Origin of the sequence: Nonomuraea sp. NPDC059007, assembly GCF_042740555.1 — a bacterium.
Lineage (GTDB): Bacteria > Actinomycetota > Actinomycetes > Streptosporangiales > Streptosporangiaceae > Nonomuraea.
Genome location: NZ_JBHYJD010000010.1, coordinates 13,280 through 33,196, shown reverse-complemented (window position 1 = coordinate 33,196; position 19,917 = coordinate 13,280). Strand labels below are relative to the sequence as shown.

Sequence of the window (19,917 nt, the reverse complement as noted above, 5' to 3'; positions counted from 1 at the left end):
ATTGATCCGACATCGTGCGAGATGCCAACCGCCCTGGTCAATAGTGTTCGCAGTATTTATGAAAGAGACATCTTTAATCACCGTTGGGCACACGTTAGCCTGTCCGCCATGCTGCAACCCCACGAGGCCGTCTCCTTCTGGGCTCCCGCCGAGCTCGGCAACCACCGCGTGACCGTCCTGGTCGAGACGGAAAGCCCGCTGGTGACGGTGCCCGTGCCCTGGATCCCGCCCCAGCACCACCGGGGCTCCGGCCTCGTGCGCACGGCCGGCGGCGAGGAGGCCGGCCGCGCGCACGCCGTCCCCGGCGGCTACGCCTTCGCGCCGGCTCGTGGCAGAGGACGCTACGTGCTCTACTACACTGCGTACGAGAACGCGGCCACCCCGCAGTACCCCCAGCACGAGTACCTCCCGCCCACCGATGACCTGCCGGAAGGCCCCTCGGGCACGTGCGTGGTGGAGTCCTACGAGGCCCGCACCGAGCACGACCGCTACACCGACATGGAGCGCCCCGCGCCGCCCATGGAGGGCTTCTTCGCCTTCGGCGAAAGCCGCGAGCACCCCATCCGGATGCGCGCCCTGCCCGCCCGCTGGCTGGAGCGCGAGCCCGGCCCCGTGCGGCTGCGGGCCGACCGCGGCGACCATCTCGCCTTCCAGATCGGCGTGTACGGCTCCCGCCCCCTGCGCGACGTCCGCGTGGAATGCGACCTGCCCGGCTTCACCTGCCACACCCTCGGCGGCACCGACCACCTCGGCCGCGACTTCACCCGGCGCCTCGATGTGAGCGCGCACACAGTGCAAGCGCTCTGGTGCGGAGCGCTCATTTCCGAAAGCGAGTTCACTGTCCGGGTGTTCACGGAGGGTGAGCAGCCGCTGACGGTCGACTTCGTGGTGGAGCTCAGCGATCGGACCTCCGACGACCACGGCGACGCCGATCCGGCCAAGCTGTCACGGCTGCGCTGGCTCGACTCCCGGCGCTTCGCCGACGACACCGTGGTGCGCCCGTTCACGCCGGTCACCGTGGACGGCGCGCGGCTCGGCGTGCTCGGCCGCACGGTCACGCTCGGCCCCGACGGGCTGCCCGCCGCGCTGACCTCGTACTTCACGCCCGAGGTGACGCTCGGGAAGGAGGCCGTGCAGGTGCTGACGGGGCCGGTCGGCTTCGAGGTGCCCGGCCACGCGTGGGCGAGCGACGGATGGCGCGTCACCTCCCGCAACGCGGCGGCCGTGACCTGGGTGTCGCGGTGGCGGGCCGGGGACCTCACGCTCGACCTCGACGGGCGGCTGGAGTTCGACGGGACGCTGGACTACCGGCTCGAACTGTCCGCGCATGCCGATGCCGACCTGGACGACACCCGGCTGAGCGTGCCGCTGGCGGCGCTGCCGTACCAGATGGGGCTGGGGCGGGCCGGAGGGGCGCGCGCAGACCTCGACTGGCGCTGGGACGTCAGCCGCAACCAGGACGCGCTGTGGGTCGGCGCGGTCAACGCCGGCGTGCAGGTCAGGCTGAGCGACGAGCACTACACACGCCCGCTCAACACGAACTTCTACCACCAGCGGCCGCTCGTGCTGCCCGGCTCGTGGCACAACGGCGGGCGCGGCGGCGTCCGCCTCGACGACGACCGGCTTGTCTGTTACGGCGGGCCGCGGCGCATGGCCGCCGGGGAAAGGCTCCGGTTCGACGTACGGCTGACGCTGACCCCGTTCAAGCCGATCGACACCGCCGCCCACTTCCGCGAACGCTACTTCCACGCCTACCGGCCCGCCCGCGAGGTCCTGGAGGCCGGGGCCACCGTGGTGAACACCCACCACGCCACCGAGGTCAACCCCTACATCAACTACCCGTTCCTGGCCGTCGACCGGCTCAAGGAGTACGTGGACGAACTCCACGCGGCGGGCCTGCGCAGCAAGGTCTACTACACGGTGCGCGAGCTGACCACGCGGGCGCCCGAGCTGTGGGCGCTGCTCAGCCTGGGCGACGAGGTGCTCGCCGCCGGGCCGGGCGGCGGCGGCGCCTGGTCGCGCGAGCACGTCGGCGACGGGCGGCTGCCCGCCTGGTTCGCCACCGCCACCGACGACTCCTCGCTCATCACAAGCGGGCAGTCGCGCTGGCACAACTTCTACGTCGAGGGCCTGGACTGGCTGGTGCGCAACGTCGGCGTCGACGGCATCTACCTCGACGACCTCGGCTTCGACCGCGAGGTGATGAAACGCGTCAGGCGGGTGCTGGACCAGCGTCCCGCCCCGCTGATCGACCTGCACTCGGCCAACCAGTTCAACGCCAAGGACGGCTTCGCCAGCAGCGCCAACCTCTACCTGGAGCACCTGCCGTACGTGGACCGGCTGTGGTTCGGCGAGTACTTCGACTACAGCGCGCACCCCGACCAGTGGCTGGTCGAGACCTGCGGCATCCCGTTCGGCGTGATGGGCGACATGCTGCAGGCCGGCGGGCACCCCTGGCGCGGCCTCGTCTACGGCATGACCAGCCGCGTCTACGGCGGCGACGGCGACCCGCGGAGCATGTGGCGGCTCTTCGACGCCTGCGACCTGCCGTCCGCGGCGATGTACGGTTACTGGTCGCCCTCGGCGCCGGTCCGGGTCTCGTCGCAGGCCCGCGCGACCACCTACGTCGGGCCCGCCGGCTCCCTGGTCGCGATCGGCAGCTGGCACGACGGGCCCGCCGAGGTCGAGCTGGAGATCGACTGGGACGCGCTCGGCCTCGACCCGCGCACCGCCGTGGTGCGCTCGCCCGCCGTCGAGGGGTTGCAGGAGGCGGCGCTGTTCTCCGCCTACAAGCCGGTGCCCGTCGAGGGCGGACGGGTGCTCTGGATCAGCGGTCCACGATCTCGTTCTTTCCGATGATCACCACGCCGCCCCTGGTCACGGCGAAGCGCGTCCGGTCGTAGTCCAGGTCGAAGCCGATCCTGGCGCCGTCCGGGATCACCACGTTCTTGTCGACGATCGCCTTGCGCACGATCGCGCCCCGGCCGACCTTGACGTTGTCCATCAGCACCGAGTCCTCCACCAGCGAGTGCGAGTGGAGGACCACCTTCGGCGACAGGATCGAGCGGACCGCGGTGCCGCCGGAGACGATCACGCCGGGCGAGACCAGCGAGTCGATCGCCCGGCCCACCCGGTCGCCGTCGTTGTGCACGAACTTCGCCGGAGGCAGCGGGTCGTGGCCGGTGAAGATGGGCCAGCGGTCGTTGTACAGGTTGAAGACCGGGTGCGCGGCGATGAGGTCCATGTGGGCCTCGTAGTAGGCGTCGAGCGTGCCGACGTCGCGCCAGTACCCCCGGTCGCGCTCGCTGGAGCCCGGCACCACGTTGTTGGCGAAGTCGTAGACGTCGGCCACGCCCGACTTGACCAGCATCGGGATGATGTTGCCGCCCAGGTCGTGCTTGCTGGTGGGGTCGAGGGCGTCCTCGCGCACCGCGTCGATCATCGCCTGGGTCTTGAACACGTAGTTGCCCATCGAGGCGTAGACCTCGTCGGGGGAGTCGGCCACGCCGACCGCGTCCTTCGGCTTCTCGCGGAAGGCCACGATCTTGCGTCCCGCCGGGTCGGTCTCGATGACCCCGAACTGGTCGGCCAGCGACAGCGGCTGCCGGATCGCGGCCACCGTGACGTCCGCGCCCGACGCCTCGTGCTGGGCGACCATCTGGCGAGGGTCCATCCGGTAGATGTGGTCGGCGCCGAACACGATCACGTGCTCGGGCATCTCGTCGTAGATCAGGTTGAGGTTCTGGAACAGCGCGTCGGCCGAGCCCGAGAACCAGCGCGGGCCCAGCCGCTGCTGCGCCGGGACCGGCGTCACGTAGTTGCCCAGCATCGCCGACAGCCGCCACGTGCGCGACACGTGCCGGTCGAGGCTGTGGTTCTTGTACTGCGTGAGCACCACGATCTTCAGGTAGCCGCCGTTGGCCAGGTTGGACAGCACGAAGTCCACCAGCCGGTACATCCCGCCGAAGGGCACCGCCGGTTTCGCCCTGTCCGCCGTCAGCGGCATGAGCCGCTTGCCTTCTCCACCGGCCAGCACCACCGCGAGAACCCTGGGGGACGTCATGACCAGGAAGCTACCCCGAAATCCGGCAAGTACGAACAACCTCGCGGACCGAGCGCTGCGTCCTGCCGCCGACCTTGGTTAAGGTGGGCTCCGTGCGCGTCGATCTGCTCAGCCGGGAGTATCCGCCGGAGGTCTACGGCGGGGCCGGAGTCCACATGGAATACCTGGCCCGCGAGCTGCGCCGGCTGGCCGACGTGCGGGTGCGCTGCTTCGGCGCGGCCCGCGAGGAGCCCGGCGTGTCGGCCTACCGGGTGCCCGGCGGGCTGGAGACGGCCAACGCGGCGCTGCAGGTGCTGGGCGTCGACCTGGAGATGGCCGCCGCCTGCGAGGGCGCGTCCGTCGTGCACTCCCACACCTGGTACGCGAACTTCGCCGGCCACCTGGCCAAGATGCTCTACGGCCTGCCCCACGTCGTCACCACCCACAGCCTGGAGCCGCTGCGGCCGTGGAAGGCCGAGCAGCTCGGCGGCGGCTACACGGTCTCGTCCTGGGCCGAGCGCACCGCCCTGGCCTCGGCCGACGCGGTGATCGCGGTGTCGGAGGGCATGCGCGCCGACGTGCTCGCCGCCTACCCCGAGATCGGGCCCGACCGGGTGAGCGTGATCCACAACGGCATCGACACCGTCGAGTACGCGCCGGACCCGGGCCTCGACGTGCTGAAGAAGCACGGCATCGACCCCGCGCGGCCGTACGTGATCTTCGTGGGCCGGATCACCCGCCAGAAGGGGCTGGTCCACCTCCTGCGCGCGGCGCGGTCCTTCGCGCCCGGCGCGCAGATCGTGCTGTGCGCGGGCGCGCCCGACACACCCGAGATCGCCGCCGAGGTCACCGGCCTGGTCGAGGGCCTGGCCGGAGCGCGCGACGGCGTCGTCTGGATCTCCGAGATGCTGCCCAAGCCCGAGGTCATCCAGTTGCTCACGCACGCCCGGGTGTTCGTGTGCCCGTCGGTGTACGAGCCGATGGGCATCGTCAACCTGGAGGCCATGGCCTGCGAGACCGCCGTGGTGGCCACCGCCACCGGCGGCATCCCCGAGGTCGTGGCCGACGGCGAGACCGGCCTGCTCGTCCCCATCTCCGGCGGCCCCGACGGCGAGCCCCACGACCCCGATCGTTTCGCCGCCGACCTCGCCGAGCGCGTCAACGCCGTCCTCGCCGACCCCGGCTACTCGCGCGACCTCGGCCTGGCCGGCCGGGCCAGGGCCGTCGAGCACTTCTCCTGGGAACACATCGCCACCCGCACCCTGGATCTGTACTCGTCCCTGGTGTGAGCCCCGGGGTCAGCGGGAGATGTGGTGGAGGATGACGTTGTGCACGTGGTGGGCCTTGTTGTCGCCGCGGAAGTCCACCTCGTAGGTGTGCGTCCCGACGTGGATGGCGATCGCGCCCGAGGAGAAGAAGCTGCCCGCGAACGACTTGTTGCTGACCACGCTCACCGCTGAGATCTTGCTGTACGGGATGCTCGTGATCGCGACCCGCTTGCCCACGAACGACTTGTCCTGGACGATCACCCGCCGGTCGGTCAGCCCGAGGAACCCGGTGCCCGCCCCGATCGCGTCATAGACGGCGATGATCTGCTCGCCGGGCATCAGGCCGCTCTCGATCTGCTTGAACTGTTCTTTCCGGTCATAGGGGATGTCAGCCATGCCGGGCCAACGAACGACCCGGTGACCCCGGTTCCTTTTGACCAAATGGGTCTTGTCCGCCCCCGGGTTCGGGATCACCCTGAAACCAGGAGGCCTGCCATGACGCATCCACTCGGAGTCAGCCGCCCCGCCCTCACCGTCGCCGACCTGCCCACTCCGGAGGAGGTCTTCAACGTCGGCCGCCTCGGCCCGAAGGAGCTGGTCAAGTACGCGGTCGGCCCGAGCCTGATCGCCCTCGGCATCTCCATCGGCAGCGGCGAATGGCTGCTCGGCCCCCTCAACGTCGGCCAGTACGGCTTCGTCGGCGTCGGCTGGGTCATCCTGATCTCGGCGCTGCTGCAGACGTTCTACAACGTCGAGTGCTCCCGGTACGTGCTGGCCACCGGCGAGACCCCGGTCGTGGGGTGGGGCCGGGTGCCGCCGGGCTGGATGCTGTGGGTGCCGCTGTCCGTGCTCGTGGTGATCTTCGCGTTCATCGCGGGCGGCTGGGCCGCCTCCGCGGGTCAGGGCGTCTACGCGCTCGTCCACGGAACCATCGCCCCGGCCGGCGCCGAGGAGCCGAGGTTGTGGGCCATCGCCCTGCTCGTCCTGGTCTTCGTCATCGCCGCCTCGGCCCGCCGCATCAGCCGCGCCCTTGAGCTGGCCAACTGGGTGATGGTCGGCACGATCCTGCTCGCCCTGCTGGCGATCGACCTGTTCGTGGTGCCGTTCTCGCTGTGGTGGGAGGGCATCCGCGGCTTCTTCACCCCGGCCGCGCCGCCCGCCGGCATCACCGCCACGCAGCTCGGCGCGCTGGCCGGGTTCACCGCGCTGGCCTCGGGCCTCAACTGGTACGTGATGGGCCACTACCGCGACAAGGGCTACGGCATGGGCTACCGTGCCGGCTTCATCTCCGGCCTGCGCGGCGGCCGCAAGGAGATCCTGGCCAGCGGCGTCACCTTCCCCGACGACGACCGCAACCGCGGCCTGTGGCGCCGCTGGTACCGGCTGCTGCTGACGGACATGTGGGGCGTCTTCTTCGTCGGCGCCATGCTGGGCATGCTGCTGCCCACGATCCTGATGGCCCAGGCCGTGGCCCTGTCGGGGGAGCGGCCCACCCGGGCCAACGTCCCGACGTTCGTGGCCGCCGCGCTCGGCGACGAGTACGGCCGCACGCTCTTCTACGTCGCGCTCGTGCTCGGCGTGCTGATCCTCTTCTCGACGCAGCTCGGCATCTTCGAGGCGATGGTCCGCGTGACCACCGACGCCGCCCACGCCACCAGCCCGCGCCTGCGCGCGCTGATCGAGGGCGACCCGCGGCGCTTCTACTACCCGTTCATGATCGTGCTGCTCGTGATCATCTCGATCGTCATCCATCTGGCGCTGCCGGTCGGCCTGGTGGAGTGGTCGGCCAACCTGTCCAACCTGGGCGCGCTCATCTACCCGTTCATGCTCATCTACCTCAACAGCAGGCTGCCACGCCCGGCCCGCCCGCGCCCGTGGCACTACGTGATCCTCGTCCTGAACTTCCTGTTCTTCGGCTTCTTCTTCGTCAACTTCGTCGCCGACACCTTCGGAGCGCCGCTGGTCACGTTCTAGGCGTACTTGCCCATGATGGTGGGATGCGCCCTTCTGACGACGTACTGGCCGCCTTCGGGCTCGCGGGGCCCGCCCGCCCGCTCGACGGCGGCCAGGGAGAGAGCTTCCGCGCCGGCGACGCGGTGCTGAAGCCCGCCGGTGACGCGCAGGAGGCCGAGTGGTCGGCGCGCGTGCTCGGCGGCCTGCCCGGCGCCGACGGCTTCCGCGTGCCGCGGCCGCTGCGCTCGCGCGACGGCGGTCACGTCGCGGGCGGGTGGGCCGCCGCCGAGTTCACCGAGGGCACGCCGGGTCCGGGCGGCCGGTGGGCGGACCTGCTCGCGGCCGGCCGCGCCTTCCACCGGGCCCTGCGTCACCTGCCGCGCCCCGCCCTGCTGGACCGCCGCGAGCACGCCTGGGCCGTGGCCGACCGCATCGCGTGGGAGGAACGCGAGCCTCCGCGAGGGCCCGCGGATCTTCTGGAACGGCTGCGCCGCGTCCCGAGCCCGGCCGGGGCGCCCAGCCAGCTCGTCCACGGCGACCTGACCGGCAACGTGCTGTTCCACCCGGAACGGCCGCCCGCGGTGATCGACTTCTCGCCCTACTGGCGGCCCGCCGGCTACGCCGAGGCGGTGGTCGTCGCCGACGGCCTCCTCTACCACGGGGCCGATCCCGCGCTGATCGAGCAGGTGGACGGCGGGGCCCGCATGGTGGCGCGGGCCCTCGTCTTCCGGCTGGCCACCTCGGTGCTCCTGCCCGGTGCCATCCCGCGCGAGGAGGTGGAGCGGTTCGCGCGGGCCACCGGCGTGGTGGAGGCGGCCGTCAGGTGACGGGTTCGAGCACGACCACCGGGATCGGGCGGTCGGTCTTCTGCTGGTAGTTGTCGTAGTCGGGCCACACCCTGGTCATGGCGCCCCACATGCCGGGCTTCTCCTCGTCGGTGGCGGTCCTGGCCCGTGCCTTGAAGAGCCGGTCCTTGACCTGCACCTCGGCCTCCGGGTCCGCCAGCAGGTTGGCGTACCAGTCGGGATGCTCCTTGGCGCCGCCGTTGGAGGCGACCACCGTGTAGGCGTCGCCGTACCTCTGGTAGATGAGCGGGGTGGTGTAAGGGCGGCCCGATCTGCGGCCGCGGGTGGTCAGGAGCAGGACCGTGGTGCCGTTCCAGTCGTGGCCCTCGGCCCCGCCGGTCTGCTGGTATCTCTCGACGTGTTCCTTGCCGTACAGCATGTGATCGCACGTACCCGCGGCGGCGTGACCTCACCGTTACTCGCCGGGGTCTGTACGAGAAGTTGACGCGGCTGGCACACTCCTTTTCTGTAAGCGCTTACACGAGGTTGTGTGTAACCGCTTACACAGCGAGGGAGAAAGACGATGGACGTGACGATCTACGAGGTGGCCCAGCGGGCAGGGGTGTCGATCGCGACGGTGTCGCGGACGCTGCGCGGCACGGGGCCCGTGGCGTCGAAGACGCGCGAGAAGGTGCTCAAGGCCGTGGAAGAGCTCAACTTCACGCCCAGCAGGCTCGGCGTCAGCCTGGCCGAGGGCCGCCACGCCGCCAACGGGATCGTCTTCCCCAATCTGTCCGGCCCCTACTACACCGAGGTCCTGCTCGGCTACGAGGAGGTCGCCGCCGAGCTGGGCCGCTCCGTGCTCATCCTGTCCACGACCGGGCGTACGCGGGTGCGGGACCTGGTCAAGGATCTGGCCGGACGCGTGGACGGGCTGCTGATCTTCGGCCACACCGCGCCGGACGACGTCATCGCCGAGCTGATCCAGGTGGGGATGCCGCTGGTGTTCGTCTCGCGCGAGCCGCTGGCCGGGGCCGACACCCTGCGCGCGGAGAACACCGCCTCGGCCCGGCTGCTGGCCGAGCACCTGGCCCTGCACGGTTACGAGCGCTTCGCCTTCCTCGGCGCGCCGCTGGTCACCGGCGACGACGTGGACGAACGCTGGCAGGGCGTGCGCTCGGTGCTCGGCGCCGCCATCGAGGCGGTGCCCACCGGCCACTACACCGTGGACGACGGACACCAGGCGGCGCTGCGCCTGCTCAGGTCCGGCGACCGGCCGCGGGCCATCATCTGCTCCGACGACGAGGTGGCGCTCGGCGCGCTGCTGGCCGCCGAGGAGCTCGGCCTCGCCGTACCGGATGACGTGGCCGTCACCGGCTGGGACGACATCATGGCCGCCCGCCACGCCCGCCCGGCGCTGACCACCATCAGGCAGCCGATGCGCGAGCTCGGCGCCCGCGCGGCCCGCGCGCTCGACGAACTGATCACCGCGGCCCGCTCCACCCCGAACCACCTCACTCTGACCACCGAGCTGGTGATCCGTTCCAGCTGCGGTCATCACCCCCAGGAGGAACCCCGATGAACACCACCACCAGGCGCTCGGCCGCCGGCCTGCTGGCGCTGGCGATCCTGGCCGCGGGATGCGGACGCGAGGCGAACAAGGCACCGGAACAGGCCAAGGACGTCGCCACCGGCAAGGTCGCGGGCGAGGTCACGGTCTGGGCCATCGGTGAGGAGGGCAAGGCGCTGGGCGCGTTCGCGAAGGACTTCGAGTCCGCCAACCCCGGCGTGAAGGTCAACGTGACCCCGATGGGCTGGGACGTCGCGCACGACAAGATCACCTCGGCGATCGCCGGATCCGCCACCCCCGACGTGAGCATGATCGGATCGACCTGGGCGGGCGAGCTGTCCAAGACCGGCGCGCTGGAGCCCACGCCCGGCAACCTCATCGACAAGGCCGCGTTCTTCCCCGGCGCCTGGCAGACGGTCGACGTCAACGGCACCGCGTACGGCGTGCCGTGGTACGTCGAGACCCGCGTCCTCTACTACCGCAAGGACCAGGCCGACAAGGCCGGCGTCGAGCCGCCGAAGACGTGGGCGGAGTGGAAGACGTTCATCAAGGCGCTCCAGGACAAGGGCGGCGCCAAGAAGGGCTTCAACCAGGGCTACACCGAGGGCTCCTGGCAGGAGATGGTCCCGCTCATCTGGCAGGCCGGCGGGGAGATCGTCAAGGACGGCAAGTACACCTTCGACACGCCTGAGGGAATCACGGGGCTGAAGCAGTACGCCTCGTTGTTCCAGGAGAAGCTGGCGCCCAACGACACCCCGAAGGGCGGCTTCCCGCAGAACTTCATCAAGGGCGAGGTGGGCGGCTTCATCTCCGGGCCCTGGATGGCCGGGGTGCTCAACAACGACGGGGGAGCGGGGTTCAAGGACAAGTTCGACGTCGTGCCGTACCCGAAGGGGCCGGTCAGCGGCACCAGCTTCGTCGGCGGCTCCGACATGGTGGTGTTCAAGAAGGCGCAGAACCGGGACGCGGCGTGGAAGTTCGTCCAGTGGCTCAGCGAACCCAAGGTGCAGGCCAAGTGGTACACGACGGTGAAGGCGCTGCCGGCCGTACAGTCGGCCTGGCAGGAGCCCGAGCTGACCGCGGACCCGCAGCTGAAGGTCTTCGGCGAGCAGCTGAAGGACGCCAAGACGCCGCCGCCCTACCCGACCTGGGAGCAGCTGGCCAAGGTCATGGAGGGTGAGCTGGAGAAGCTCGCGCTCGGCAAGTCCACGCCCGAGCAGGCGGCCAAGGCCATCCAGGCGCAGGCCGACGCGATCGGCACCGGCCTGTAATCATGATCCACGCTCGGAGGACCGGGCTCGGCTGGGTGTTCGTGCTGCCGTTCCTGCTCATGTTCGTCGTGTTCTACCTCGGGCCACTGCTGGCCGGCCTCGGGATGAGCTTCACCGACTTCCGTAGTACCGACGTGGCCGACGTGCTCGGCGTCAACCCCGTCGGCGTGCAGAACTACATCCGCCTGGCCCAGGACGAGGCCATGGTCAAGGCGGCGGTCAACACGCTCGTGTTCGTCGTGGTCTGCCTGCCGCTGACGATCGGGCTGGGCCTGGCCGCGGCGGTCGCGCTCAACTCGGGGATCGGACGGCTGCCGGCCGCCTTCTTCCGGCTCGGCTACTACCTGCCGCACATCACCAGCATCATCGGCATCGCGGTCGCCTGGAAGTTTCTGCTGGAGCCCGAGGCCGGGCTGGTCAACCGGCTGCTGGAGCTGGTCGGCGTCCAGGGTCCCGCCTGGCTGCAGGACCAGCGTACGGCGCTGCCGTCCATCATCGCGATGACCGCCTGGCGCGGGTTCGGCTTCGACATGGTCGTCTTTTTGGCCGCGCTCCAGGGCATCCCGCGCGAGCTGTACGAGGCGGCGGAGGTCGACGGGGCCGGGCGGTGGCAGCGGTTCTGGTCGGTCACGGTGCCGCAGCTGCGGCCGGTGATCCTTTTCTGCACCATCTACAGCACCGTCGGCTTCCTGCAGTTCCTGGAGGAGCCGCTGGTCATGACCGGGGGCGGGCCGCTCAACTCGACGCTGTCGGTGTCGCTCGCCATCTGGAAGCAGTTCGGAGTCGGCAACTACGGCTACGCCGGCGCCGCCGCCACCGTGCTGTTCACGGTGATCATCGCGCTCGCGGTGCTGCAGCTCAGGATCGGGAGGTCACGGTGAAGCGCACCCGCGGGCAGCACGTGGTCACCTACATCGGGCTCGCCACCGGCCTGCTGCTGGTGATCGGGCCGTTCCTCTGGGCCGGGCTGAGCTCGTTCAAGCCCGAGCCGGAGATCAGGCGCGACCCGCCGACGTTCCTGCCCGAGACCTGGACGCTGGGCAACTACGCCGAACTCCTCGAACGCGTGCACATCGGGCAGGCGTTCATGAACTCCTTGATCGTGGCGCTGGCCATCGTGGCGGGCAACCTGCTGTTCGGCTCCATGGTCGGGTACGGCTTCGCCAAGCTGAGCTTCCGCGGCAAGAACGTCGTCTTCGCCCTGGTCCTGGCTCAGATGGCGGTCCCGGCGATCGTGCTCATGATGCCGCAGTTCGTGCTGATCGCGAAGCTCGGCATGGTCAACACCTTCATCGGCATCATCCTGCCGGGACTGATCAACCCGCTGGGCGTCTTCCTGATGCGCCAGTTCATCGCCGACCTGCCCGACGAGCTGATCCACGCCGCGCGCGTGGACGGCGCGGGCGAGTTCCGGATCTTCTTCAGGATCGTCCTGCCCCTGTGCAAGCCCGCGATGGCCACGCTCGGCCTGATCACCTTCCTCGGCGCGTGGAACAACTTCCTGTGGCCCGCGGTGGTCGCGCAGTCCGAGGACCTCTACACCCTCCCGGTCGCGCTCAACATCCTCAACTTCGCCGAAGGCACCCACTACAACCTGCTGGTCGCCGGATCGGTGATCGTCATCGCGCCGATCCTCATCCTCTTCGTCTTCCTGCAGCGCTTCTTCATCCAGGGAATCGCCACCTCCGGCATCAAGTAAGGAGCACCCGGAATGCTGCTCAACACCCTCATGGCGGGCCTGCTGGCCGCCACGCCCACCCACGTGACGAACCCCGACTTAACCCTCTACAAGTACGCCAAGGACACGTGGCGCTCCATGAACGCCATGGTCGAGCCCGCCACCGGCCTGCCGGCCGACAAGGTCACCGGCGACCTGCGCACCCGCGCCAAGGTCACCTCGCCCACCAACATCGCCACCTACGTCTGGAGCACGCTCACCGCCCGCGACCTCGGCCTCATCGGCTCCGGCGACGCCTCCAGGCGCGTGGCCAGGGTCCTGGACGCGCTGGAGAAGCTGGAGCGCAACACCCCCACCGGCCAGTTCTACAACTGGTACGACCCGGCCACGCTCAAGCTCGTGCGCGTGTGGCCCGACAGCGGCAACCCCATCCAGCTCTTCGCCTCCAGCGTCGACAACGGCTGGCTGGCCACCGCGCTCATGATGATCCCCAAGGCCATGCCGCAGCACGCGGGCAAGGCCGGCCGCCTGGCCCGCTCCATGAACTTCGCCTCCTACTACGACCCCGCCGCCCGCCCCGACGCCGGCACCGGCCTGCTGCGCGGCGGCTTCTCACCCGAGAAACCGGAAGGCTGCTCGGTCGAGAGCGACTACGCCGGCACCGGCACCGTCGTCTACTCCACCTGCCACCACTACGGCGCGCCCGCCGAGACCCGCATCGCCACCTACGTCGGCATCGCCCTCGGCCAGGTCCCGCGCGAGCACTACTTCGGCATCTACCGCACCTTCCCCGACAACGCCTGCGACTGGGCCTGGCAGGACCAGAAGCCGGTCGGCTCCTGGAAGGAGCACCTGGGCGTCAAGGTCTGGGAAGGCACGTACGGCTACCGCGGCATGCGCTACGTCCCCAACTGGGGCGGCTCGATGTTCGAGGAACTGATGCCCGACCTGGTGGTGCCCGAGTCGAAGTGGGCGCCGCGCAGTTGGGGCCGCAACCACCCGGTGTTCGTCCAGGCCCAGATCGAGCACGGCCTGCGCGAGGCCAAGTACGGCTACTGGGGCTTCTCGCCCTCCAACGACCCGCACGGCGGCTATCGCGAGTACGGCGTGGACCCGCTCGGCATGGACGCCACCGGCTACACCACCGACAGGGAACGCACCACCACCGACCCCGGCTACGAGGGCTGCCGCCCCGCCCAGCCGGAACCGGCCGCCTACGGTGACGGGGTCGTCACGCCGCATGCCGGCTTCCTGGCCCTGCCGTACGCGAAGAAGGCGGCCATGGAGAACCTGGCCGGGCTGAAGAAGAACTTCGACGCCTACGGGCCCGGCGGCTTCTACGACGCCGTCGCGGTCAGGTCGGGCGTGGTGTCGAAGTGGTACCTGGCGCTGGACCAGGGGATGGTCATGGCCGCCCTGGGCAACGTGCTGGCCCGCGACAACATGCGCCGCTACTTCGGCACGCCCGCCGTCGAGGCGAAGCTCCGTCCGGTGATGGGGCTCGAAGAGTGGAACGTCATCCCGCTTGTCTCCCAGTAGAAGAGGAACGCATTCTCGATGAGTACGGCCGATGCCGCACGCCGTGACTGGCAGGAACGTATCTACCAGGCCTCGGGGGAGGTCACACCCGTCGGCGAGATCCCGCTGCCGGCCCCGGAGGGGCTGCGGGCGGAATCCGGCGCCGGGCACGTGACGCTGACCTGGGAGCCGGTACCGGGCGCCATCGGGTACCTGGTGCACCGGGACGGAGAGTCGGTCAAACAGCCCGACGTCGACGTGCCCGCCGTCCCGGAGTGCCGCTATGTCGACACCGGCCAGGGCCCGGCCGCCTACACGGTGGCGGCGATCGCCGCCATGGAGGTGACCGGCGCCTTCTCGGCGCCGGTGCGGGCGGCGCCGCTGTCCGGACCGGCCGCCGTCACGGTCGTGGTCGAGGCCGACCGTGTCACCCGCGCGCTGCCGCGCCCCTGGACCGCCATGATCGGCTCCGAGCACCTGTCCCACATGCTGTCCGAGGACACCACCGGCGGCCGTCCCATCGGGGCCGAGCTGACGGCGGCGCTGCGGACGATGCGGGAGGAGTTCGGCGTGGAGAGTGTCCGGGCCCACGCCATCCTCTGCGACGACCTGGGGGTGTACAAGGAGGCCGGGGGCACGGCGCTCTACGACTTCACGCTGGTCGACCGGGTCTACGACACGATCATGGAGTTCGGGCTGCGGCCGGTCGTGGAGCTCGGCTACATGCCGCGCGACCTGGCCCGTGACCCGTCCACGACGGTCTTCGGCTACGAGGCGATCATCTCACCGCCCAAGGACTTCGAGGCGTGGAGCGACCTGGTCAGGGCCCTGGTGGAGCACCTGGCCGAGCGCTACGGCATCCGGGAACTCGTCGACCGCTGGTCCTTCGAGGTCTGGAACGAGGCCAACCTGGCCGTGTTCTGGTCCGGCACGCCGGAGGAGTACTTCCTGCTCTACGACGTGACGGCGGCGGCGGTGAAGAACGTCCACCCCGACCTGCGCGTCGGCGGGCCCTCCTCGGCCGCCAACGGCTGGGTCGAGGAACTGCTCGCGCACGTGGCCGAGTCCGGTGCCGCGCTCGACTTCGTCTCCACGCACACCTACGGCAACGCACCCCTCGACTGGCGGCCCGCCCTGGCCAGGCACGGCCGCGAGGACGTACCGATCTGGTGGACCGAGTGGGGCCCCACGCCGACGCACTTCCACGGCATCGGCGACGGCCCGTTCGGCGCGACGTTCCTGCTGCACGGCATGAAGGCGGCAGCGGGCCGGATCGAGGCGCTGTCGCACTGGGTGGCCTCCGACCACTTCGAGGAGCTGGGCCGTCCGCCGCGCCTGTTCCACGGCGGCTTCGGCCTGCTGACCGTCGGCAACCTGCGCAAGCCCCGCTACCACGCGCTCACCCTGGCCCACCGGCTGGGCGAGGAGGAGCTGGCCGCGCGCGCCGAGGGCGACGCCGGCGGCGTGGAGGTCTGGGCGGCCCGCCACGGCGACGGCCGGATCGGCGTCCTGATCTGGAACGGCACGCTCAACCAGGCCCAGGCCGACGGCGCCGCAGAGCTGGCCCGCACGGTCACGCTGTCGATCCCGGGACTGGCGGGCGAGCACCTCGTGACCCATCACCGCATCGACGAGCGCCACTCCAACATCAGGGCGGTGTGGCAGGCGATGGGCGGCGGCGACTGGCCCGCCGGCGGCCAGTGGGAGGAACTGGCCGCGGCCAACACCCTGGACGAGCTGACCCCGCCCGCCCGGGTGTCCGGCCCGCTGACGCTGGAGTTCGACCTGCCCATGCCCGGGGTGTCCTTCGTGGAGCTCACCCCGGCGTGATCTCGTCCTTCTCGTCGTGACCGCCGAAGCCCTTGCGCTGGGCGGACTGCACCTTCCCGGCGAACAGCGCCGCCCCCTGCGAGGCGAAGCGGCTGTAGAGCGCGGCGGTCAGGACGGGTGAGGGCACGCCCTCCTCGATGGCGGCGATGCTCGTCCAGCGTCCCTCGCCCGAGTCCGACACCCGGCCGGCGAACCGCTCCAGGTCCGGGTCGGCGTGCAGCGCGGCGGCGGTCAGGTCGAGCAGCCACGAGCCGATCACGCTGCCGCGCCGCCACACCTCGGCCACCTCGGCCAGGTCGATCGTGTCGTACTGGTAGTACTGCGGGTCGCGCAGCGGCGCCGTCTCGGCGTCGGCCTCACGCACGTGCCGGCCCGCCCCCGCGCCGCCGAGCACGCTCAGCCCCTCGGCGTAGGCGGCCATGACGGCGTACTCGATGCCGTTGTGGACCATCTTCACGAAGTGTCCCGCTCCGGGTGGCCCGCAGTGCAGCCAGCCCTGCTCGGCCGCCGACGGCTCGCCCGTCCGTCCCGGGGTACGGCCCGCCGCGTCCACCCCCGGTGCCAGCGCGACGAGCACCGGCTCGACCAGCTTCACCGCCTCGTCGTCGCCGCCGACCATCAGGCAGTAGCCGCGGTCCAGGTCCCAGACGCCGCCACTGGTGCCCACGTCCACGTAGTGGATGCCCCGCGCCCCGGCCGCCCGCGCGCGGTCCACGTCGTCGCGGTAGTAGGAGTTGCCGCCGTCGATGACGACGTCGCCCGGCTCCAGCAGGCCGAACAGCGTCCGCGCCGCCTGGCCGGTGACGGCGGCGGGCAGCATCAGCCAGACGACTCTGGGGGACGGCAGCGCGCGTACCAGATCCTCGATCGAGGCGCTTCCCTGGGCGCCCTCGGCGGCCAGGGCCTGGACGGCGGCGGGGGCGCGGTCGAACACCACGCACTCGTGGCCGGCGCGCATGATCCGGCGCGTCATGTTCGCGCCCATCCGGCCCAGGCCCACCATTGCGATCTTCATGCCCGTCACCCTCCCCGCGGGCGGGTAATGGCATGTCCGTGCATGTCCCTTAAGGTGATTGACCCCAGCCCGCCGCGACGGAGCGGTGGCAGCGCTCCCGCTCGTCACCCGCGCTGACGAACAGCGCGGTCAGCAGGGGTACGGCGTGGCCCAGCGCCTCCGGCGGCAGCGGCCCGGTGGCGACCAGCGAGGTCAGCCCGTGGCCGATGACCCAGCAGCGCGTGGCCAGCTCCAGGGGGTCGGTGCCGGGCCGGAAGCGCCCCTCCGCCGTGGCCCGCCCGGCCGCGCTGACGAGCATGTGGAGGGAGGCGTCGGCCGCGGCGGCGTCCTCCAGCTCGAAACCGGCGTCGAACATGACCCGGTAGAGATCGGGGTCGCCGAGCGCGGCCGCGGTGTAGGCGGCGCCGAGCGCGGCCAGGTCGCGGACCGGGTCGTCGGTCAGCACGACCGCCGACAGCCGGGCGGCCAGCCGGGTGAACCCCTCCTGCCGCGTCGCCGACCACAGGCCGTCCATACCGCCGAAATGTGTGTAGACGGCCATGGTGGAGACGCCGGTGCCCTCGACGAGGGAGCGGAGCGTGACCGGCTGCCGGGTCCGCAGCATGTGCGCCGCCCGGTCGATCAGGAGCGAGCGGACCGCCGGGTCCTTCATCCTTGGCATGCCGTCTAGCATACATAGCATAGCTATGTTATGTTACGGGGCATGGCCGTTACCTTGCACAACCCCGACGGGCTGCCCAAGCCCGATGTCTACCGCCAGCTCTCCGTCGCGACCGGCTCGCGGCTCGTCTTCCTCGCCGGGCAGGTCGCCCGCGACGCCGACGGCTCCAAGGTGGGGGAGGGCGACCTCGCCGCCCAGGTCGAGCAGTCCTACCTCAACATCGCCACCGCGCTCGCCGGCGTCGGCGGCAGCTTCGACGACGTCGCCAAGCTCACCGTCTACGTCGTGGACTGGACGCCGGACAAACTGCCGCTGCTGGGCGAGGGTGTCGCGCGGGCCGCGGCGAAGCTGGGCGTCGACCCGGTCAAGCCGATCACGCTGCTGGGCGTGGCGGCGCTCGGCGAGCCCGACCTGCTGGTCGAGGTCGAGGCCACCGCCGTACTTCCCTAGGTGCCGGCGGGCAGGCGCAGGACGCCGCCCTGGTCCCTGATGTTCTCCACCACGCGCATGTCGCCGACCGGGTTGCCCTGCGGGTCCACCGTCATCGCCACGGCCCGGTCGCCCTGGCACTTGGCCTGCTGGGTCTCGCAGAACAGCACGTACCCCATAAGCCGGTCCACGCGCCCCGGCCGCAGGCGCCACACCCCGACCACGCCGCCGACCATCGCGCCGGGACGGTTGGCGGCCAGCCACTCGGTCGCGCTGGCCCGTGCCCGCTTCTCGAACTCCTGCCGCTGGTCGAAGGGCCGTACGATCCGCGCGGACGGCTCGTTGGCCGGCGAGTAGGAGGCGACCAGATAGGGCTCCCTGGACAGCGCCGCGAGCACCTTCGTCTCGGTCATCCGCAGAAACGTCGGCAGTCCCTCCCCGCCGCGGGGGCGCCTGGCGGCGACGGCGGGAGTGGCGAAGTTCACCGCGAGCGCCCTGCCCGTGCCCAGGCACCCGCGTACCGTGCCGAGGAACGACGCGATGGTCGCGTTCGTGGGCGCCGCCTCGATCCAGACCTCCGACAGCGGCGCGTTGGCGGCGATGATGGGGTGCCCGCAACTCTGGAACCCCGCCGCCAGCCGCCGCCAGTTCTCCCCGAGCTCCTCGCCCTTCCGCACCGCCGCCGCGAGCTGGCTCTCACACGGCTTGCGGTCGCAGGTGTCCTTCTCCGCGTCGATCCTCAGGCGTACGACGGCGTCGGGGTCGCCGGCCAGCGCGAACGTGATCTCCGACCCGTTGGTCTCGGGGAACAGGTTGCGCGCCCCGACCACCTTCAGCCGGCCGGGGTAGAGCTTGCCCGCCAGTTCCTCGGCACGGCTCCGGTCGTCGCCGGTGCCCAGCGAGCACCCGCCGGCCAGCACGACCATTCCCAGCAGGCCGGCCGCCCACCGCCGCCGCCGTCTAGAACGCTCCATGACAGATCACCTTAATCCCCACCGGGCGACCTGGGACAGAGGTCCAAGGCTCACGGTGTGCATGGAGATCCTCACTACGGCCGTCCTAGGACGGATGCCGTTACCATGGCCGCATGCCGCCGACCAACCCCGGCCGCCGCAGGGCCCTGACCGACGCCGCCATCGAACTCCTCGCCGAGTCCGGGGCGCACGGACTGACCCACCGCGCGGTCGAGCAGGCCGCCGGGCTGCCCCAGGGGACCGCCTCGAACTACTTCCGCACCAGAGAGGCGCTGCTGCTGGCTGTGGCGGAGCGCGTCAGCGAACTGCACCTCGCCGACATGGCCGAGGCCATGCGGCCGGCCGAAGCCGCCGCCGACGGCATCGGGCAGACCGTCGATCTGCTGGCGGAGTCGTTGTTCGGGGCCGCGACCATGCTCCGTACCCGCTATCTGGCGATCTTCGAACTCCAGCTTGAGGCCGTCCGCCGCCCGGCCATGGCCCCGGCGCTGGCCGGATTGCAGGACACCGCCCTGCGCCTGACCGCCGGCCACCACGCCGACCTCGCCCTGCCCATCCCACGGGACAGGGTCGCGACACTGATCACACTGTACGCGGGCGCACTGTTCACCCTGGTCACGGCTCCGCCGGAGTCGATCACCAGGGAAGGCGTCCACGAGGTCGCCCAGGCCATCGTCCAAGGCTCCCTGCCCAGCGCACCGGCCCACGGCACCCCTTGGCATGCATGAAGCGCTCCAACCTGCCCGCGTGTGCTGCCGGTGACGGTGGCCGGTACGGCGGTAGTGCAGCCCGCACGCGGCCTGTGTGGCGCCAGGGCGAGGGCCGCGGGCCAGCGGAGGCAGCGGGGTGGTGGTGGCACGCAAGGCGCATTGCCAGCCGCCCCGGCTGTCGTGCGCGTGGTGACCGGGGACGCGTGCCCGGGG

General features: G+C 70.9%; 18 protein-coding genes. 12 read left to right on the top strand and 6 right to left on the bottom strand.

Annotation, left to right across the window (positions count from 1 at the left end):
- Positions 1 to 108 precede the first annotated feature (108 nt).
- Positions 109 to 2,859, top strand: coding sequence for a glycoside hydrolase domain-containing protein (locus ACFWY5_RS18365; RefSeq protein WP_379633161.1), 2,751 nt, complete (start codon positions 109 to 111; stop codon positions 2,857 to 2,859).
- Here the strand turns inward: ACFWY5_RS18365 and glgC are convergent.
- The gene (gene glgC, locus ACFWY5_RS18360; protein WP_379633159.1) at positions 2,828 to 4,063 is read right to left on the bottom strand and encodes a glucose-1-phosphate adenylyltransferase; all 1,236 of its coding nucleotides are present in this window, start codon (positions 4,061 to 4,063) and stop codon (positions 2,828 to 2,830) included. The genes ACFWY5_RS18365 and glgC overlap by 32 nt on opposite strands.
- A 92-nt stretch (positions 4,064 to 4,155) precedes the next feature.
- Between glgC and glgA the strand changes: the two genes are divergently transcribed.
- On the top strand, positions 4,156 to 5,331 hold the full coding sequence (glgA, locus tag ACFWY5_RS18355; RefSeq protein WP_379623732.1) for a glycogen synthase: 1,176 nt from the start codon (positions 4,156 to 4,158) through the stop codon (positions 5,329 to 5,331).
- Positions 5,332 to 5,340: 9 nt separating this feature from the next.
- Here glgA and ACFWY5_RS18350 read toward each other — a convergent pair whose 3' ends face one another.
- Positions 5,341 to 5,706 carry a PH domain-containing protein gene (locus ACFWY5_RS18350; protein WP_379623730.1) on the bottom strand — a complete coding sequence of 122 codons (366 nt, stop codon included), beginning with the start codon at positions 5,704 to 5,706 and terminating at the stop codon, positions 5,341 to 5,343.
- A 99-nt stretch (positions 5,707 to 5,805) separates the two neighbouring features.
- Here ACFWY5_RS18350 and ACFWY5_RS18345 point away from each other — a divergent pair, with 99 nt between their 5' ends.
- The gene (locus ACFWY5_RS18345; protein ID WP_379623728.1) at positions 5,806 to 7,284 is read left to right on the top strand and encodes an Nramp family divalent metal transporter; all 1,479 of its coding nucleotides are present in this window, start codon (positions 5,806 to 5,808) and stop codon (positions 7,282 to 7,284) included.
- 23 nt (positions 7,285 to 7,307) lie between these two features.
- The gene (locus ACFWY5_RS18340) at positions 7,308 to 8,090 is read left to right on the top strand and encodes a TIGR02569 family protein (protein WP_379633157.1); all 783 of its coding nucleotides are present in this window, start codon (positions 7,308 to 7,310) and stop codon (positions 8,088 to 8,090) included.
- Here ACFWY5_RS18340 and ACFWY5_RS18335 read toward each other — a convergent pair.
- Positions 8,083 to 8,487 carry a nitroreductase family deazaflavin-dependent oxidoreductase gene (locus ACFWY5_RS18335; protein WP_379623724.1) on the bottom strand — a complete coding sequence of 135 codons (405 nt, stop codon included), beginning with the start codon at positions 8,485 to 8,487 and terminating at the stop codon, positions 8,083 to 8,085. The two genes, ACFWY5_RS18340 and ACFWY5_RS18335, sit on opposite strands and share 8 nt — an antisense overlap.
- A gap of 144 nt (positions 8,488 to 8,631) precedes the next feature.
- Here ACFWY5_RS18335 and ACFWY5_RS18330 point away from each other — a divergent pair, with 144 nt between their 5' ends.
- The 6 genes from ACFWY5_RS18330 to ACFWY5_RS18305 are packed head-to-tail and all read left to right on the top strand — an operon-like array spanning position 8,632 to position 15,915.
- Positions 8,632 to 9,630 (top strand): LacI family DNA-binding transcriptional regulator, encoded by a 999-nt coding sequence (locus tag ACFWY5_RS18330; protein WP_379623721.1) that lies wholly within the window; start codon positions 8,632 to 8,634, stop codon positions 9,628 to 9,630.
- On the top strand, positions 9,627 to 10,889 hold the full coding sequence (locus tag ACFWY5_RS18325; protein WP_379633155.1) for a sugar ABC transporter substrate-binding protein: 1,263 nt from the start codon (positions 9,627 to 9,629) through the stop codon (positions 10,887 to 10,889). Before ACFWY5_RS18330 ends, ACFWY5_RS18325 begins: the two co-directional genes overlap by 4 nt.
- A 2-nt stretch (positions 10,890 to 10,891) precedes the next feature.
- Positions 10,892 to 11,770, top strand: coding sequence for a carbohydrate ABC transporter permease (locus ACFWY5_RS18320; RefSeq protein WP_379623717.1), 879 nt, complete (start codon positions 10,892 to 10,894; stop codon positions 11,768 to 11,770).
- Entirely contained in the window at positions 11,767 to 12,588 is an 822-nt protein-coding gene (locus ACFWY5_RS18315; protein WP_379623715.1) for a carbohydrate ABC transporter permease, read from the top strand. The genes ACFWY5_RS18320 and ACFWY5_RS18315 overlap by 4 nt, the downstream gene beginning before the upstream one ends.
- Positions 12,589 to 12,600: 12 nt before the next feature.
- Positions 12,601 to 14,106: a glucoamylase family protein gene (locus tag ACFWY5_RS18310; protein ID WP_379633153.1), complete on the top strand. Its 1,506-nt coding sequence runs from the start codon at positions 12,601 to 12,603 to the stop codon at positions 14,104 to 14,106.
- An 18-nt stretch (positions 14,107 to 14,124) separates the two neighbouring features.
- Positions 14,125 to 15,915 carry a hypothetical protein gene (locus ACFWY5_RS18305; protein WP_379633151.1) on the top strand — a complete coding sequence of 597 codons (1,791 nt, stop codon included), beginning with the start codon at positions 14,125 to 14,127 and terminating at the stop codon, positions 15,913 to 15,915.
- On the opposite strand, the gene gnd is transcribed toward ACFWY5_RS18305, so the two are convergent.
- Positions 15,902 to 16,930, bottom strand: coding sequence for a phosphogluconate dehydrogenase (NAD(+)-dependent, decarboxylating) (gene gnd / locus ACFWY5_RS18300; RefSeq protein WP_379633149.1), 1,029 nt, complete (start codon positions 16,928 to 16,930; stop codon positions 15,902 to 15,904). The genes ACFWY5_RS18305 and gnd overlap by 14 nt on opposite strands.
- A 49-nt stretch (positions 16,931 to 16,979) precedes the next feature.
- A complete protein-coding gene (locus ACFWY5_RS18295) occupies positions 16,980 to 17,591 on the bottom strand; it encodes a TetR/AcrR family transcriptional regulator (protein ID WP_379623707.1) in 612 nt (203 codons plus the stop codon).
- A 42-nt stretch (positions 17,592 to 17,633) separates the two neighbouring features.
- Between ACFWY5_RS18295 and ACFWY5_RS18290 the strand changes: the two genes are divergently transcribed.
- The gene (locus ACFWY5_RS18290) at positions 17,634 to 18,041 is read left to right on the top strand and encodes a RidA family protein (RefSeq protein WP_379623705.1); all 408 of its coding nucleotides are present in this window, start codon (positions 17,634 to 17,636) and stop codon (positions 18,039 to 18,041) included.
- Here the strand turns inward: ACFWY5_RS18290 and ACFWY5_RS18285 are convergent.
- Entirely contained in the window at positions 18,038 to 18,994 is a 957-nt protein-coding gene (locus tag ACFWY5_RS18285) for an SCO7460 family lipoprotein (protein ID WP_379633147.1), read from the bottom strand. The two genes, ACFWY5_RS18290 and ACFWY5_RS18285, sit on opposite strands and share 4 nt — an antisense overlap.
- A gap of 113 nt (positions 18,995 to 19,107) precedes the next feature.
- On the opposite strand from ACFWY5_RS18285, the gene ACFWY5_RS18280 reads away from it, so the two are divergent.
- The gene (locus tag ACFWY5_RS18280; RefSeq protein ID WP_379633145.1) at positions 19,108 to 19,722 is read left to right on the top strand and encodes a TetR/AcrR family transcriptional regulator; all 615 of its coding nucleotides are present in this window, start codon (positions 19,108 to 19,110) and stop codon (positions 19,720 to 19,722) included.
- The last annotated feature ends 195 nt before the right edge of the window (positions 19,723 to 19,917 follow it).